The organism is Shinella sp. WSC3-e, assembly GCF_945994535.1.
Taxonomy (GTDB): domain Bacteria; phylum Pseudomonadota; class Alphaproteobacteria; order Rhizobiales; family Rhizobiaceae; genus Shinella; species Shinella yambaruensis.
On sequence record NZ_OZ000531.1, the window covers coordinates 255,635 to 271,226 of the forward strand.

At 66.4% G+C, this 15,592-nt stretch carries 13 protein-coding genes; 2 read left to right on the forward strand and 11 right to left on the reverse strand.

All coding sequences use genetic code 11. The features are described 5' to 3' along the window. Position 1 precedes the first annotated feature (1 nt). The 4 genes from AABF56_RS24375 to AABF56_RS24390 all read right to left on the reverse strand — a co-directional run bounded on the left by AABF56_RS24375 (position 2) and on the right by AABF56_RS24390 (position 4,898). Entirely contained in the window at positions 2 to 991 is a 990-nt protein-coding gene (locus tag AABF56_RS24375) for an ABC transporter permease (protein WP_272807835.1), read from the reverse strand. Positions 992 to 1,013: 22 nt separating this feature from the next. Further along, a complete protein-coding gene (locus AABF56_RS24380) occupies positions 1,014 to 2,534 on the reverse strand; it encodes a sugar ABC transporter ATP-binding protein (RefSeq protein WP_272808146.1) in 1,521 nt (506 codons plus the stop codon). Positions 2,535 to 2,760: 226 nt separating this feature from the next. Continuing rightward, complete coding sequence (locus AABF56_RS24385) at positions 2,761 to 3,789, reverse strand: substrate-binding domain-containing protein (protein ID WP_133034068.1); 1,029 nt, start codon at positions 3,787 to 3,789, stop codon at positions 2,761 to 2,763. A gap of 203 nt (positions 3,790 to 3,992) precedes the next feature. Beyond that, positions 3,993 to 4,898, reverse strand: coding sequence for a phosphotransferase family protein (locus AABF56_RS24390; RefSeq protein ID WP_272807834.1), 906 nt, complete (start codon positions 4,896 to 4,898; stop codon positions 3,993 to 3,995). A gap of 80 nt (positions 4,899 to 4,978) precedes the next feature. Here AABF56_RS24390 and AABF56_RS24395 point away from each other — a divergent pair, with 80 nt between their 5' ends. Beyond that, complete coding sequence (locus AABF56_RS24395; protein WP_272807833.1) at positions 4,979 to 5,620, forward strand: class I SAM-dependent DNA methyltransferase; 642 nt, start codon at positions 4,979 to 4,981, stop codon at positions 5,618 to 5,620. A 13-nt stretch (positions 5,621 to 5,633) separates the two neighbouring features. Here the strand turns inward: AABF56_RS24395 and dmeF are convergent, their stop codons facing one another. From dmeF to AABF56_RS24430, 7 genes are all read right to left on the reverse strand, one after another. Then, complete coding sequence (gene dmeF / locus AABF56_RS24400; RefSeq protein ID WP_272807832.1) at positions 5,634 to 6,632, reverse strand: CDF family Co(II)/Ni(II) efflux transporter DmeF; 999 nt, start codon at positions 6,630 to 6,632, stop codon at positions 5,634 to 5,636. An 87-nt stretch (positions 6,633 to 6,719) separates the two neighbouring features. Beyond that, positions 6,720 to 6,992, reverse strand: coding sequence for a metal/formaldehyde-sensitive transcriptional repressor (locus AABF56_RS24405; protein ID WP_064332969.1), 273 nt, complete (start codon positions 6,990 to 6,992; stop codon positions 6,720 to 6,722). Positions 6,993 to 7,080: 88 nt separating this feature from the next. Then, positions 7,081 to 9,522 (reverse strand): GcvT family protein, encoded by a 2,442-nt coding sequence (locus AABF56_RS24410; RefSeq protein WP_272807831.1) that lies wholly within the window; start codon positions 9,520 to 9,522, stop codon positions 7,081 to 7,083. After that, positions 9,519 to 10,430, reverse strand: a complete 912-nt coding sequence (locus AABF56_RS24415) for a choline/ethanolamine kinase family protein (protein WP_272807830.1) — start codon at positions 10,428 to 10,430, stop codon at positions 9,519 to 9,521. Before AABF56_RS24415 ends, AABF56_RS24410 begins: the two co-directional genes overlap by 4 nt. Next, on the reverse strand, positions 10,430 to 12,463 hold the full coding sequence (locus AABF56_RS24420; RefSeq protein WP_272807829.1) for an ABC transporter permease: 2,034 nt from the start codon (positions 12,461 to 12,463) through the stop codon (positions 10,430 to 10,432). Before AABF56_RS24420 ends, AABF56_RS24415 begins: the two co-directional genes overlap by 1 nt. Positions 12,464 to 12,467: 4 nt before the next feature. Then, entirely contained in the window at positions 12,468 to 13,487 is a 1,020-nt protein-coding gene (locus tag AABF56_RS24425) for a quaternary amine ABC transporter ATP-binding protein (RefSeq protein WP_272807828.1), read from the reverse strand. Between the two features lie 94 nt (positions 13,488 to 13,581). Further along, the gene (locus AABF56_RS24430; RefSeq protein WP_272807827.1) at positions 13,582 to 14,547 is read right to left on the reverse strand and encodes an ABC transporter substrate-binding protein; all 966 of its coding nucleotides are present in this window, start codon (positions 14,545 to 14,547) and stop codon (positions 13,582 to 13,584) included. Positions 14,548 to 14,778: 231 nt separating this feature from the next. On the opposite strand from AABF56_RS24430, the gene AABF56_RS24435 reads away from it, so the two are divergent. Further along, entirely contained in the window at positions 14,779 to 15,540 is a 762-nt protein-coding gene (locus AABF56_RS24435; protein ID WP_272808145.1) for a DeoR/GlpR family DNA-binding transcription regulator, read from the forward strand. Positions 15,541 to 15,592 lie beyond the last annotated feature (52 nt).

Here is a 15,592-nt window from a genome sequence, read left to right on the forward strand (position 1 = left end):
GTCAGGCGGCCTTCCGCTTGTGCAGGAAATGGTCGATCGAGACGGCGGCGAGCAGGATGCAGCCCTTGATCATGTCCTGCCAGTAGACTGAGACATTGAGCAGGATCAGCGAGGAGGTGACGACCGAGAGCAGCGCGATGCCGAGGATGGCGCCGAGGATGGTGCCCGAACCGCCATTGAGCGAGGCCCCGCCGATCACCGCTGCCGCGATGATGTTGAGCTCCATGCCGACGCCGAAGGTGGGCGTCGCCGCGCCGAAGCGGGACATGTAGATGACGCCTGCGACACCGGCGAGCGTCGAGCACAGCACCGTCACCCAGAACTTCACCTGGTTGGTCTTGATGCCGGAATAGAGCGCGGCCTTCTCGTTGCTGCCGGTGTAGAAGACCTTGCGGAAGGCGGTCGCCCGGCGCAGCAGGAAATCGAACAGGATGACGACGGCGACGAAGATCAGGATGACATAGGGCACGCCGTGGAAGGTGCCCTGCCCCACCGCCTTGAAGCCGGCCGGCAGCGTGAAGAGCGAGAGCGGCGTGCCCTTGGTGATGATGAGGCAGAGGCCGCGCACGATCACCATGGCTGCCAGAGACGTGATGAAGTGGTTGAGGCCGACGACCGTCACGAAGAAGCCCATGGCGGCGCCGATGGCGCTCGAGGCGAGGATGCCGATCAGCGAGGCCGTCCACGGATCGAGCCCGGCCAGGAACAGCGAGCCGGACAGCACCATCGCGAAGCAGACGACGGAGCCGACCGCAAGGTCGATGCCGCCGACGATCAAGAGGATCGTCATGCCGACGACGACGATGCCTTCCACCGAGAAGCTCATCAGCATGGCGCGGAAGTTGCCGAGCGTCAGGAAGTGCGGCGAGGCGAAGCTCATGATCACGCAGAGCGCGAGGATGATCGCGATCAGCCCGGCCTCGCGCATGGTGCCGAGGCGCCTGAAGGACGATGTCTTCGGCGTGCCCGCCGCCATCGTGTCGATTGCCATTCCCGTCTCTCCCAGTTTCTTCTCACGCGGCATGGTTCGCCGCCCTTGCCGTGCCCAGGCCCGAAGCGAGCCGGATCACGGCCTCCTCCGTCATCTCCTTTGCGCCGAGTTCTCCCGCGATGCGTCCCTCCCGGACGACGAGCACGCGGTCGCAGAGCCCGAGCAGCTCCGGCATTTCCGATGATATGACGACGATGCCGATGCCCGCGCGCGCAAGCTCGCGCAGCAGGCGGTGAATTTCGGTCTTCGCGCCGACATCGATGCCGCGCGTCGGCTCGTCCATCAGGATAACCTTCGGCTTGACCGCGAGCTGCTTGGCGATGGCCACCTTCTGCTGGTTGCCGCCGGAGAGCGATTTTACCGGCGCGTCGATGCCGCCCATGCGCACGGCGAGGCGCTTCGCAAAGTCCTCCGCCAGCGCCGCCTGGGCGCGGCGGTCGAGCAGGCCGAGCGGACCCGTCAGCGATTTCAGGTCCAGGACGGAGATGTTCTGCGCGATGGAAAGGTCGAGGAAAACGCCCGATCCCTTGCGGTCCTCGGAGAGGTAGACGATGCCGGCCTTCACCGCATCCGCATAGGCGCGGATCGCCTGCGCCGCGCCATGCAGGCGCACCGTGCCGGCGGTGTGCGGCCGCAGCCCGCAGATACCCTCGGCGATCTCCGTACGGCCGGAGCCGATGAGGCCGCCGATGCCGAGGATCTCGCCCTTGCGCAGGGTGAAACCGACGTCGTGGAAACGGTCGCCGTCACCGAGGTCATCGACTTCGAGGATCGTTGCGCCCGGCTCCGTATCGAGTTTGTCCGGATAGAGCTGGGTGATCTCGCGTCCCACCATGCGGCGCACGACGTCATCCGGCGTGATGTCGGCGATTCGGTCGGTACAGACATAGCGCCCGTCGCGGAAAACGGTCACGCGGTCGCAGAGCGAGAAAATCTCGGCCATGCGGTGGCTGATATAGATGATCGAGATGCCGTTCGCCTTGAGGTCGCGGATGATGGAGAAGAGTTGCTGCGCCTCGGTTTCGGTGAGCGCGGCAGTGGGTTCGTCGAGGATCAGCACGCGGCAGTCGAGCGTCAGCGCCTTGGCGATCTCGACGAGCTGCTGGCTGGAAATCGGCAGGTCCGCCACCTTGCGGCGGACGTCGATGGCGGCAAGGCGGTTCATCACGGCCTGCGCATCGCGCTCCAGGGCGCGGTAATTCATGAAGGGCGAGCGACGGCGGTTGGTGGCGGCCATGAACATGTTTTCCGCCACGCTCGCATCCGGGCAGAGCGCGATCTCCTGGTGGACGAGGCCGATGCCGAGCGCCTGGGCGGCGGCAGGGGATGCGATGCGCACGGCCTTGCCGTCGACGCGGATCTCGCCCTCGGTCGGCTGCAGGACGCCGGCGATGATGTTCATCAGCGTCGACTTGCCGGCACCGTTCTCGCCGCAGAGCGCATGGACCTCGCCGCGTTCCAGTGTGAAGTCGACCTCGGTCAACGCCTTCACCGCCCCGAAATGCTTGGTCACGCCATGAATGGTGAGCACCGGCTCCGCCATCGTCTTTCCTTCCAGATCGTCGTCCATAGCTTCCCCCCTCTGCCCTGCCGGGCATCTCCACCTCAAGGGAGGAGATCAGATGGGGGGAAGCACTTTGCCCATCGTCGGCCGTTTCGATGTGAGCACCGCCCTCCGTCTTGCCGATCTCCCCCTTTGAGGGGGAGATGCCCGGCAGGGCAGAGGGGGGTGCCACGGTGGAAGCGGCCAAAGGCATGAGCCGCCGATACTACTCCTCGATACCCTTGGTGCCGCGACGCTTCAGGTACTTGTCCCAGTAGAAATCGTCGGCGTTTTCCGCCGTCACGATGGACAGGCCGTTGTCGACGACCGGGATGCTCATCGGGTTGAAGCCCGAGCGCTTGGCGTCGTTCATCGGGTCGATCAGTTCCGGATGCTTGGCGAGCCACAGCAGCATGAAGCCCATATAGCCCTGCATGCCCTGGTTCGGGTTGATCGAGCCGAACACCTCGCCGGCCTTGATCATGTCGAGGATGTTGGCGTTGACGTCCGCGCACATGACGAGAACCTTGCCGCCGGCTTCCTTGTTGGCCTGCGCCGCGCCGATGGCGGAATTGGCTTCCGGCATGAAGACCGCGCCGAGATTCGGGTTGGCCTGGATGATGCTGGAAAGACCCTGATAGGCCTTGGTCGGATCCTGGTTGGAGGCGGCGCGGCCGACGAGCTTCATGTCCGGCCACTTCTCCTCCATGCGGGCGATGAAGGCGGCGATGCGCTTGTCGTGGTTGTCCTGGCCGGGGTTTTCGAGCACCGCATACTCGCCCTTGCCGCCCATCTTCTCGGCGATCGCGTCGGCCGCATAGGTGCCTTCGCGGGTGTTGTCGGAGGTGATGAAGGACACGCGCTTGGAAAGCGGCGAGTCGGCGGCGAAGGTCACGACCGCCGTGCCCTGGTCGATGGCGCGGTTGATCGGCTCGATGAACGGGTCGGAGTTCATCGGGTGGACGAGAATGCCGGCCGGGTTCTGCGCCAACGCCTGGTCGAAGGTGGCGATCTGCTTGTTGACGTCATATTCCGGCGTGCCGGTATATTCCGTCTCGCAGCCGAGCTGCTGGCCGGCCTGCTTGAACATCTCATAGACCGGGAACCAGTATTCGACGCCCGAGACCATGACATTCATGACGTATTTCTCGCCCGGCTTGCAGCGGAACGGGTTCTCCGTCTCAGCCGCCGCGGAACCGGCAAAAAGCGTCGTCGCAAGGACCGCCAACGCGGTCGTCGTCAGAAAAGTGCGCAAGTATCCTCCTCCGGGGCGAAAGCCCCTCCCAAAAAGCCCGTGGGCGTCGTTCCGACGCCGCTATCTCGTGAAGACCGGAATTCCTCCTTGAAGTCCGGTATGGGCAGCTAATCGCAAAGCAAAGGGAGTGTCAATATAATTCAGATAATGAAATATATTTCATACCCAAATCATGAAATCAAGCCCGACGACTGAAATATCTTTCATCCCTTCGCGACGGCCGCCACCGACGCGGCAAAGACCGGATCGGCCATCAGCGCGCGGCAGCGGACAAAGCGTCCGTCCGCATAGGCCCGGAAATCGGCGGCCGGGTTGCCGTTCGCAAGCTGGATCAGCCCCCAGAGCGTCCAGAGCAGATCGCACATCGCCTTGTAGATGACGATGCGGCCGCGCTCGGCCGGTTTCGGCTCGCCGCCGAAATAGGCGCGGATCATCGCCTCCTCCTGCTGTCGGTCGAACTCCGCCTCGACAGAGAGATCGCCGAGGTCCCACATCGGGTCGTTCATGCCGGAATATTCCCAGTCGACGATCCACATGCGGTCTCCCGTATCGAGGAAGTTCTCGCAGAGCGGATCGCAATGGCAGGCGACGACGGGCAGCGGGTGGGCGGCGAGCGCGGCGCGCACCGTTTCCGCCTCGCGCAGCCCCTCGTGATAGCCTTCCGGCAGGGCGACATCCTTGGTGGAGAGCACGGCAAAGTACTCGTCGATCATGGCGAAGAGCTCGAAGCGCGCAGGGAAGATCGCGCCGCTGTCGTGCAGGCGCCGGAAGGCCTCGCCCGCCCGCGCCGGCGCGCCGGAAACGGCCTTGAAGCCCTCCGGCGTCATCGTCGTCGCGCCGGGAATGAAACGGGTGACCATCAATCCGGTCGCCGCATCCGCGTGAAAGACCTCCGGCCCCACGCCGACGCGCGCCGCTTCCCGCGCCGCAACGGCCTCGTTGCCGCGGTCGATATATTCCTCCGTGCCCCTGCCGGGCACGCGCAGGCACCAATCGCGGACGCGGAAGACGAGATTGGTGAGGCCGCCGAGCCGTTCCACCGGTCCGTCATAGCCTTCCAGAAGGGGAATTTTCGCGATTGCATCCAGGGCCTGCCGCTCTTCGCTCATGAACACCTCCTTTTGGCCGTCCGCGACGGTTTCACAGATTTCAGCCTTTCGCTATCATCATCAAAACATGAGGGAAGGCCATGGCAAACGGACATCATGAGGGTGCACTCGGCGCGGTCTACAATGCAAGCGGCACGGAGGAGGTCGCGGCCCTCTACGACGGCTGGGCGGAGACCTACGACGCCGACATGGCGAGCGCCGGCTACCGCCATCCATCGATCTGCCTCGCGCTCCTCACGCGCCACCTGCCGCGCGGCGCCGCGCCCCTGCTCGATGCAGGCGCCGGCACCGGGCTCATCGGCGAATGGCTGGCGATCCTCGGCTATGCCCATGTCGAGGGCCTCGACATTTCCGAGGGCATGCTCCAGCGGGCGGCGGCGAAGGCCGTCTATGCCGCCCTGCACCGCGCCGCCCTCGGCAATCCCCTGCCCTTCCCGGACGGGCACTTCGCCGGCATCGTCTCGGCCGGCGTGTTCACGTCGGGCCATGTCGGCGTCGAGGGCCTGCCGGAACTCATCCGCATCACGCGGCCGGGCGGCGTCCTCGTCCTGACGGTGAAGAACACGCTGTGGAACGACGGTTTTTCCGACCGGCTGGCGGCCCTGGAGCGCGAGGGCATCCTCGCGCGGACAGAGGAGACCGCGCCCTATGTCTCGATGCCCGGCGAGACGGGCACCGTGCCGAGCCGCGGCGTGGTGCTGAAGGTGCTGCGCCACGCCTGAGGCAGGGCCCCGGTCAGGCCGGCTGCACCTCGACCGTCACATGCGACAGCCCGCCGAGATGGGCAAGCCGCGCCTTGTAGTCGGACGGCGCCTTCGGGTGCGGGGATGAGAGCGAGACGATCGCCGCGTGATGGCCGGGGCCGACCTGCCAGACATGCAGGTCGGTGATGTGCTCGTCGCCGCGTTCCAGCACCGTGCGGATATCCTCCGCCAGCGCCCCGCCCTCCGGCACCACGTCGATCAGCACACCGCCCGCCTCGCGGATGAGGCTCCACGACCAGCGGACGATGACCAGCGCCCCGACGACGCCCATCACCGGATCGGCCCAGAGCCAGCCGTAGCTCCGGCCGAGCAGCAGCGCGACGATGGCAAGGATGGAGGTCAGCGCATCCGCCAGCACATGCAGGTAGGCGGCGCGAAGATTGTTGTCACGCGCCGAATGCGGGTGGTCGTGCGCATGGTGGTGATCGTGGCCGTCGTGGTGATGATCGTCATGGTGGTCATGATGATGGCCGCCATGGCCGTGACCGTGATGGCCGTGGTGGTGATGTGCATGGTCGTCCCGCAGCAGCCAGGCGCTGGCAAGGTTGACCGCAAGGCCGGCGACGGCCACGGCGATCGCCTGGCCGAAATGGATCTCGACCGGATCGGCAAGGCGCAGGACGCTTTCCCAGCCGATGAGCAGGGCGATGAAGGCGAGGACGATGGCGCTGGCAAAGCCCGCGAGATCGCCGAGCTTGCCCGTGCCGAAGGTGAAGCGCGGATCGCGCGCATGGCGCCGCGCATAGGAATAGGCGAGCGCCGCGATCAGCATGGCGCCGGCATGGGTGGACATGTGCCAGCCGTCCGCCACCAGCGCCATCGAGCCGTAGATCGTGCCCGCGACGATTTCCGCCACCATCATGCCGGCGGTCAGCGCGATGACGAGCCAGACCCTGCGCTCGTTGCGGCTGTGGTCGGCGCCGAGGAAGACGTGGTCGTGGGTTGGCCTTGCCGTCGTATCGTTTGCCATGGGACTCCCTTTCGTTGCGGCAGGCGGGGCCGAATACCCTCGGCAGCGCCCACGGCAAGGCTGCTTCGCCCTGCTGCGGGACCTGCGCTATTTCATGTAGGTCCGGATGACCCCGATCAGCTCCTCGCCGCCTTGAAGACAGTCCGCCTTCGTCTCGGCTTCCATCACGTGATGGCGCAGATGGTCCTCCATCACTTCCGCCGTCAGGCCGCCGAGCGCGCCGCGCACGGAGGCGAGCTGGCGCATGATCTCCGCACAGCCCGCCTCGCCTTCCAGCGCGCGTTCGATGCCCTCGATCTGGCCGCGGATGCGGCGCACCCGGGCGATCAGCTTGTCCTTCTGCTGGATGGTGTGGCTCATGCGGGATCGCCTTTCGAATCCATAATATAGGGGGGTATACTATGGATTCTTCGATCCGGAAAGCCCGGAGGCCTTCCCTGCCGCAGGATCAGGCTTTCACACGCGCACCGGCCGGGTCGTAGAGCGGTTCGAGGTGGATCTTCGCCGGCGTGCGTTCCATGGCGACGACGAGCTCGTAGTCGCCGCCCGTCAGGAAATCGTCGTCCACACCCTCGGCGCGGCGCACGTAGCCGTAGCCGACATTCTTGCCGAGCGTATAGCCATAGCCGCCGCTGGTGAGGTAGCCGACGGGCTCGCCGTTGCGCAGGATCGTCTCGCGGCCGACGAGCACGATGTCCGGATTGTCGACCGTGAAACCGGCCAGCGCCTTCTTGCGCTTTTCGCCCTGCAGGGCCTCCAGCGCCCGGCGGCCGAGGAAATCGGTGTTCTTGCGCAGCTTCACCGCCCAGCCGAGGCCGGCATCGAAGGGCGTGTCGTTCGGCGTGATGTCCGAACCCCAGGCGCGATACCCCTTTTCGAGGCGCAGCGATTCCAGCGCGCGATAACCGACCGGGCGGATACCGAACGGGGCGCCGGCCGTCATCAACGCATCGAAGACCGTGCCGATGGCCTCGATCGGCACATGCAGCTCCCAGCCGAGCTCGCCGACATAGGTGACACGCAGCGCCCGCACGACATGGCCGGCAAGCACGATCTCCCGCACATGGCCGAAGGGGAAGCCGGCATTGGAGACATCGGCATCGGCAAGCGCGGCCAGAACATCGCGCGCCTTCGGCCCCATCAGCGACAGCGTGCCGAAATCCTCAGTCACGTCGCTGAGCGTCACGTCGAGGCCGCCGGGAAGATGATCCGTGATCCAGCCGAGGTCATGGGTTCGGAAGCCCGTGCCGGTCACGATGTAGAATTTCTCCTCGGCGAGCCGCGCCACCGTCAGGTCCGCCTCGATGCCGCCGCGGCTGTTGAGAAGCTGCGTATAGGTCAACCGCCCCACTGGCTTGCCGACATCGTTGGCGCAGATCCAGTCGAGCGCCTTCAGCGCGTCCGGCCCCGTCATCTCGTATTTGGCGAAGGAGGACTGGTCGAAGATGCCGACGGCCTCGCGCACATGGCGGTGCTCGTCGCCGACCATCGAGAACCAGTTCTGCCTTCCCATCGAATAGACGTCCCGCGCCTCCATGCCCTTCGGCGCGAACCAGTTCGGCCGCTCCCAGCCGAGCTTGGAGCCGAACACCGCGCCATGCGCCTTCAGCCGCTCGTAGAGCGGCGAGACAACGCGCGGGCGGCCGCTCTCGTATTCCTCGTGCGGAAAGCCGATCGTGTAGTGCTTGCCGTAGGCCTCCAGCGTGCGGTCGAGCACCCATTGCCGGTCGCGATGCATGCCGGCAAAGCGGCGGATATCGACCACCCAGAGATCGAGCGGCGCCTCGCCGTCGATCACCCATTGCGCCAGCACCCAGCCCGCCCCGCCACCCGAGGCGATGCCGAAGGCGTTGAAGCCCGCGCCGACGAACATGTTGCTGCATTCCGGCGCCACGCCGAGGATGAAGTTGCCGTCGGGCGTAAAGCTCTCCGGCCCGTTGATCATCTGCTTGACGCCGACCTTCTCCAGCGCCGGCACGCGAGCGATCGCCTCCACCATATGCTGCTCGAAATGGTCGAAATCGTCGTCGAAGAGCCGGTAGGCCCACTCGTCCGGCACGTCGCCGGTCGTCCAGGGCTGCGGGTTCGGCTCGTAGCCGCCCATGACGAGCCCGCCGACCTCCTCCTTGAAATAGGTGCGGCGGTCGGGATCGCGGATCGTCGGCGCATCGGTGGCGAGCCCCGGCACGGTTTCCGTGATGATATACTGGTGCTTGACCGGCTGCAGCGGCACGTTGATGCCGGCCATCGCGCCCACCTGCCGCGCCCACTGGCCGGCGCAGTTGACCACCTTTTCGCAGGCGATGTCGCCGCGCGTCGTGCGCACGCGGCGGATACGGCCGTCCTCGATGTCGAAGCCCGTGACACGCACGTTCTCGACGATCGTCGCACCATGCATGCGCGCGCCCCTGGCGAGCGACTGGGTGATGTCCGAGGGGCTCGCCTGGCCGTCGGTCGGCAGCCAGCTTGCGCCGACGAGGTCGCCGACCTCCATCAGCGGCCACATGGCCTTGACCTCCTGCGGCGTCAGGAGGTGCATGTCCATGCCGAAGCTCTTGGCCGTGGTGGCGAGGCGGCGGAATTCCGTCCAGCGGTCCTGGTTGGTGGCAAGCCGCAGGCATCCCGTCATCTTCCAGCCGGTCGCAAGGCCCGTCTCGGCTTCGAGGCCCTTGTAGAGATCGACGGAATATTTCAGCACCCGGGTGATCGACGCCGAGGAGCGGAGCTGGCCGACGAGGCCGGCCGCATGCCAGGTCGAGCCCGAGGTCAGCGTGCCCTGCTCCAGGAGCATCACGTTCGCCTTGTGGTCGCGGGCGAGATGATAGGCCGTCGAGCAGCCGATGATGCCGCCGCCGATGACAACGATCTCAGCATGGGATGGCAGGGTCATTTGGCGTGTTTCCCGTATTTTGTTCTGTAATGGTCGAGCGCCCTGTCGAGACGATCGAGATTTTCGGCGGTGTAGCCGACATAGTCGGCGCCGGGCGCTGTCAGATGAAGTTCGGAGACCATGCTCCACATCGCCTCGCGCAGCAGCGAGGCGCATTGCATGGCGGCATGCGAGCGAAGGATCGCCGGGGCGGGCGCGCCGGCGAAATAGGCGGCGAGGAAATTCTCCGCCTCGTCGGGCGAAAGCCCGGCATTGGAGGTGGCGCCGGCAAGATCGAACATGGCGGTGGAGAAGCCGGCATATTCGAAGTCGATCAGCCAGAGCCTTGCGCCGTCGTCGAGGATGTTGGCCGGCAGCAGGTCGTTGTGCGCGAAGACGATCGGCAGCGGCGCCTGTGCCGCCTCCAGCTCCTCGGCGAGCGCGAGGTAACCCGGAAGGTGCGGCTTCATGCGGCTGCCGCCCTCCCGCAGCGTGCGGGCATAGTCGCGCACCACATGGAAGGGCCAGAAGAGGAAGGCGGCGCCGCTCACCTCCTGCGGCATCTCGTCGTGGAACCGGCGCAGCAGGTCCGCCACGCGCCGCCGCTCGGCGGCGACATCCGCGGCGCCGAATGTCTTCGCGCCGAGGAAGGCCGAGACCATGACACCGGGCTCGGCGTAGCGCACCTCCGGGCCGAAGCCGGCCGCATGGGCCGCCCGCGCCGTCATCAGCTCCCGCTCGCGGAAGACATGATGGAAAGGGTAGTCCCGGCCGAAGCGCACGACATGGCGCCCCGCCGCATCGCCGACGAGATAGCTCTCGTTGCTGATGCCGCCCTTCAGCGGCGCGATCTCGATGCGGCCCGCCCAGCAGGGCAGAGCGCGGATGCGATCCTCGACGGCGCGGCTGAGCTCGACATGGCCCTCCATCAGCTCATCCTCTCGCGGATGCGGTTCGCACCGGCGGAAATCAGCCGGTCGGCGATGATGGCGATGAAGGCGATCGAGAGGCCGGCGACGATACCGCGGCCCGTGTCGGCCTTGGTGAGCGCGATATAGACCTCCTGCCCGAGATCGCGCGTGCCGACCAGTGCGGTGATGACCAGCATGGAGAGGGCGAACATGATCGTCTGGTTGAGGCCGAGCAGGATTTCCGGCAGCGCCAGCTTCAGCTTGATCTTGGCGAGGATCTGTCCCTGTGTGCAGCCCATGGCGCGGCCCGCCTCCACCACGCGCGGATCGACGCGCTGGAGACCCAGCACCGTGTAGCGGATCGCCGGCACGACGGCATAGGCGACGACAGCGATCATCGCGGTGAAATCGCCGACGCGGAAGAGCATGACGACGGGCATGAGATAGACGAAGGACGGCAGCGTCTGCAGCGTGTCGATGACGAGCTGGAGCCAGCGCCACAACCGCGCGCGCTCGGCCGCCAGGATGCCGAGCGGCACGCCGATGAGGCAGGCGAAGACGACGGAGATGCCGCAGAGATAGACGGTGATCATCGCCTTCTCCCATTGCCCGGTCGCGGCGACCAGGAAGGAAAGCACGCCGACCAGCGCGGCAAGGCGCAGGCCGCCCAGCCGGTAGCCTGCCAGCGCCAGCAGCGCGACGACACCGGCCCAGGGCAGGTCGCCGAGCAGCCGCTTCAGGGGGACGAGGAGGTTCAGGAGGATGACGTTGCGGACCGCCTCCAGCGCGTCGAAGAAATTGACGTTGATCCAGCGCACCACCTCGGACCAGAAGGTGCCGGTGGAGACCTGCCAGCGTTCCGGAAAGCTCTGCAGTGCAGGCACGGCAAGCCCGGCGAGGAAGGTCGCGACGACGATCGCCAGTGCGGCGACGAGATAGGGATGGCGGGAGACGAAGCCGCCGCCCGCCGCGATCCCGGCCGCCGGCCGGCCGGCCTTTTCCGCATAGGCCTGGCTCAGCCGGTCGAGCGCCACGGCGAGCGCGACGATGGCGAGCCCCGCTTCGAGGCCTACGCCGATATCGAGGCGGCGGAGCGCGGCGAGCACGTCGAAGCCGAGGCCGCCGGCGCCGATCATCGAGGCGATGATGACCATGTTCAGCGAAAGCATGATGACCTGGTTGACGCCGACCATCAGGCTGTCCTTGGCAGACGGCACCATGACCTTCCAGGTCATCTGCCGCCGGCTGCAGCCGACCATGTTGCCGAGGTCGCGGATCTCCGCCGGCACGGAACGCATGGCGAGGATGGTAACGCGCGCCATCGGCGGCAGGGCATAGATCAGCGTCGCGACGATCGCCGCCGTCGGGCCGAAGCCGAAGAAGACGAGCACGGGCACGAGATAGGCGAAGACCGGGATCGTCTGCATGAGATCGAGAACGGGAACCAGCATCCGCTCGAAGAACGGCCAGCGCCAAGCGGCAAGGCCGAGCAGGAGGCCGGCCACCACGCCGATCGGCACGGCGACGACGATGGAGGCGAGCGTCACCATGGCGCTCGTCCACTGGCCGAAGATGACGAGGAAGCCGAAGCAGGCCGTGACGAGCGCGGCAAGCCGCGCGCCGCCGGCATGGTGGCCGATCAGCGCGACGATGGCGAGCACGGCGAGCCAGGAGAGCGGCGGCAGGTGCTGCACGGCGCTTGAGCCCTGCCCCGACAGGAGGCCGCTCGACAGGAGACCGAGCGCCACCCGGTAGGGAACGTCGATGATATCGGCGACGAAACGGGTAAGGTCCGTGAAGGTGAAGAGGCCGAAGCTCGCCTCGTCCACCAGCCATTTCGTCGCCCTGCCGATCCAGCGCGCCGCCGGGATCTCGAGGGCGCGCGGATAGGAGAAGGCCCATTTCGCAAAGCCCTCGCCGAACTGCCAGAAGAGGACGAAGAGGGCGAGCGCGAGCGGCCACAGCCAGCGCGCCCGCGCCGCACCGCGCGAGGCCGGGTTTTCCGGGATCGGCTCGGAGACGGGCTGGAGGACGGGGAAGGACGCGCCCATGTCGTCAGCCCCGCATCATCACGTCGACGACCGCCGCACGGTCGATGAGGCCGACGGGCGTTCCCGTCCCGTCGACGGCGGCAAGCGTCTCCGCGCCGCGCGAAAAGAGCGGCGCGGCCTCGGCCACCGGCGCATTCGCGCGGATCGAGGCCGGCGGCAGCGTGCCGTTCAGCGGCCGCATCAGGGCGGCCACCTTGACGACCTTGGCCCGGGCGACGCTGCGCGTAAACTCCGCCACATAGGGCGTCGCCGGGTTCAGCACGAGATCCTCGGGCGTGCCCGCCTGCACGATCTCGCCGTCCTTCATGATGGCGATGCGGTCGGCAAGGCGGATCGCCTCGTCGAAATCGTGGGTGATGAAGACGATGGTCTTCTTCAGCACCGATTGCAGGCGCAGGAACTCGTCCTGCATCTCGCGGCGGATCAGCGGGTCGAGCGCGGAAAAGGGCTCGTCGAGGAACCAGAGCTCCGGCTCGGCGGCGAGCGAGCGGGCAATGCCGACGCGCTGCTGCTGGCCGCCGGACAGCTCGCGCGGGAAGGCGTTCTCACGGCCGGTAAGGCCGACGAGGTCGATCATGCGCCGCGCCCGCTCCTCGCGCGCTGCCCGCTCGATGCCCTGGATCTCCAGCGGGAAGGCGACATTCGCCAGCACGGTGAGGTGCGGCAGCAGGGCGAAATGCTGGAAGACCATGCCCATCTGGTGGCGGCGGATCTCGATCATCCGCGCCTCGCTTGCCGCAAGCAGGTTCTCGCCGTTGAAGAGGATGTCGCCGGAGGTCGGCTCGATGAGGCGCGAGAGGCAGCGCACCAGCGTCGATTTGCCCGAGCCGGACAGGCCCATGATGACGAAGATCTCGCCCTCGCGCACCTCGATATTGACGTCGCGCACCGCGCCGACGGCGCCGGCGGCGCGCAGGTCCGCGCTCGTCAGCCGCGCGGCCGAAGGGCCGGCCAGGGATCTGCCGCCTGCGCCAAAGATCTTCCAGACGCCGCGGCAGACAAGTTTCGGTTCGCTAGAGGCCATCGTCATTCCGGTCGCGTGATCGAAACGCGGTCCCTACGGGACCGCACGAAAGGCGCCCGGCCTCCCCTGCTGGCGGAGGGCCGGGCCTTGCGCGCTACTTCTTGATCCAGCCGGACCAGCGCGCTTCGTTCGCCGCCATCCACTCGGCGACCACCTCGGAGACCTTCTTGCCGTCGAGGTCCACCTTGGTGATCATCGCCCCCATCTCGTCATTGTTGACGCTGAACGCCTTGATGGCGGCATAGGCGCCCGGCCACTTGTCCTTGACGCCGGACCAGCCGACCTTCCAGATCGGGCCGAAGGGCTTGCCGCAGTCGTAGGCGGCATCGGGGTTCACACCGGCCGCCGGGTCCTCGTAACATTCCTTCGAATAGGGCGGGAACTCGACCCACTCGCCCTGGTATTTGGCCGGCGCCCAGTGCGGCGCGTAGATCCACAGCAGGATCGGCGCCTGGCGCTGGTAGGCGCTTTCCAGCTCCGCGAAGAGCGCGGCGTCCGTGCCGGCATGGATCACCTCGAAGGGCAGGTCCAGCGCCTCGACGCGCTCGTCGTCGAAACCGCCCCAGGTGACGGGGCCGCCGAGATAACGGCCCTTCGGCGCGGTCTCGGGGATCGAGAAGGCTTCCGCGCAGGCTTCGCTCTTCAGCGCCTCCCAGTTCGGCAGGCCGGGGCATTTCTCCTTCATGTAGGCCGGATACCACCACTCTTCCTTGGCCTGCATGCCGGTCTCGCCGAAATTCTCGACCTTGCCGGTGGCCGTCGCGGCGTCCATCGCGTCACGGCCGGTGGTTTCCCACATCTCCATGGCGACGTGCAGGTCGCCGGTCTCCAGGCCCGCGAACTGCGCGAGATAGTCGGCCTGGACATATTCGACGGAATAGCCGGCCTTCTTCAGCACCTCGCCCATGATTTCCGTGGTGATGAGCTGGCCCGTCCAGTCGTGCAGCGTCAGCTTGATCGGATCGGTGGATTCCTGCGCCGCCGCGGGCGCAATCGTGAAGGCCGCGGACAGGCAAAGCGTCGCGGCGAACAGTCCTGGCAGGCGAATAGGTTGAAACATGCGTGATCTCCCGGTCGCACTTTGAAGTCGATGCTTTCTGATGCGCCGGATGCCGTTCCCCGTACTTTTGTATCTGTCGGCCTGCGCATAGTGTAGATCACACGCTGGATGAAAGCGGCTGTCAATCCTGAAATGTGGCTTTTTCTGCCTTTGTGACCGAATTTGCGGCTTTCTTGCCAGATGATCCGTCTAGGATTATGAAGCAGGAGAACGCATGCGGACATGACGACGATGAACCACTCCAAACGCCATAACGACATTCTGAGGCTGCTCCAGCAGGACGGCACGGTGACGATCGCCGACCTTGCCAGGAAACTCGACGTTTCGCTGGAAACCGTGCGGCGGGACATCAAGCCGCTGACGACGAACGGCACCGTGGTGAAGATGCACGGCGCCGTGGCGCTGCCCTCCGTGGTCGGCGAAGCGCCCTTCGAAAAGCGCATGCGCGAAAACAGCGAGGCGAAGAAGGCGATCGCCGTTGCCATGGCCGCGACGATCCGCGACGGTGATTCGATCATGCTCGATACGGGCACGACGACAAGCTACCTCGCCCGCGAGCTGCTCGGCCACCGGCGGCTGACGGTCGTGACCAACTCCTCCGACATCGCGCGCACGCTTTCGACGGTCAACGACAACCGGGTCTACATGGCGGGCGGCGAGCTGCGCAGCGACAATGGCGCGGCCTTCGGCGTCTCGGCGATCGAATTCATCAACCATTTCACCGTCGGCCATGCGGTCATTTCCACGGGCGCGATCGATGCCGCGATCGGCGTGATGGACTACGACCTGGAGGAAGCGGAATTCGCGCGCGCCGTGGTCACGCGCGGCAAGCGGGCCGTCGTCGTCACCGACCACACGAAGTTCGGCCGGCAGGGGCTGGTGCGCGTCTGCGAATTCAGCATGCTGACCGATCTCTTCACCGACAAGGCGCCGCCCCGCGATGTCTCCGCCGCGCTGAAGGCGGCCGGCGTCAACGTCGCGCTGGCGCGCTGACGGAAAAGCGGCCCGGCGAATATTTCGCCGAACCGCTTTGGATCCTGCCGAG

What these genes read in the sequence shown, in the direction of transcription:
- AABF56_RS24375 (WP_272807835.1), bottom strand. Translation starts at nt 991, where the DNA reads ATGGCAATCGACACGATGGCGGCGGGCACGCCGAAGACATCGTCCTTC.
- AABF56_RS24380 (WP_272808146.1), bottom strand. Translation starts at nt 2,534, where the DNA reads ATGGCGGAGCCGGTGCTCACCATTCATGGCGTGACCAAGCATTTCGGG.
- AABF56_RS24390 (WP_272807834.1), bottom strand. Translation starts at nt 4,898, where the DNA reads ATGAGCGAAGAGCGGCAGGCCCTGGATGCAATCGCGAAAATTCCCCTT.
- AABF56_RS24395 (WP_272807833.1), top strand. Translation starts at nt 4,979, where the DNA reads ATGGCAAACGGACATCATGAGGGTGCACTCGGCGCGGTCTACAATGCA.
- dmeF (WP_272807832.1), bottom strand. Translation starts at nt 6,632, where the DNA reads ATGGCAAACGATACGACGGCAAGGCCAACCCACGACCACGTCTTCCTC.
- AABF56_RS24405 (WP_064332969.1), bottom strand. Translation starts at nt 6,992, where the DNA reads ATGAGCCACACCATCCAGCAGAAGGACAAGCTGATCGCCCGGGTGCGC.
- AABF56_RS24410 (WP_272807831.1), bottom strand. Translation starts at nt 9,522, where the DNA reads ATGACCCTGCCATCCCATGCTGAGATCGTTGTCATCGGCGGCGGCATC.
- AABF56_RS24415 (WP_272807830.1), bottom strand. Translation starts at nt 10,430, where the DNA reads ATGGAGGGCCATGTCGAGCTCAGCCGCGCCGTCGAGGATCGCATCCGC.
- AABF56_RS24420 (WP_272807829.1), bottom strand. Translation starts at nt 12,463, where the DNA reads ATGGGCGCGTCCTTCCCCGTCCTCCAGCCCGTCTCCGAGCCGATCCCG.
- AABF56_RS24425 (WP_272807828.1), bottom strand. Translation starts at nt 13,487, where the DNA reads ATGGCCTCTAGCGAACCGAAACTTGTCTGCCGCGGCGTCTGGAAGATC.
- AABF56_RS24430 (WP_272807827.1), bottom strand. Translation starts at nt 14,547, where the DNA reads ATGTTTCAACCTATTCGCCTGCCAGGACTGTTCGCCGCGACGCTTTGC.
- AABF56_RS24435 (WP_272808145.1), top strand. Translation starts at nt 14,779, where the DNA reads ATGAACCACTCCAAACGCCATAACGACATTCTGAGGCTGCTCCAGCAG.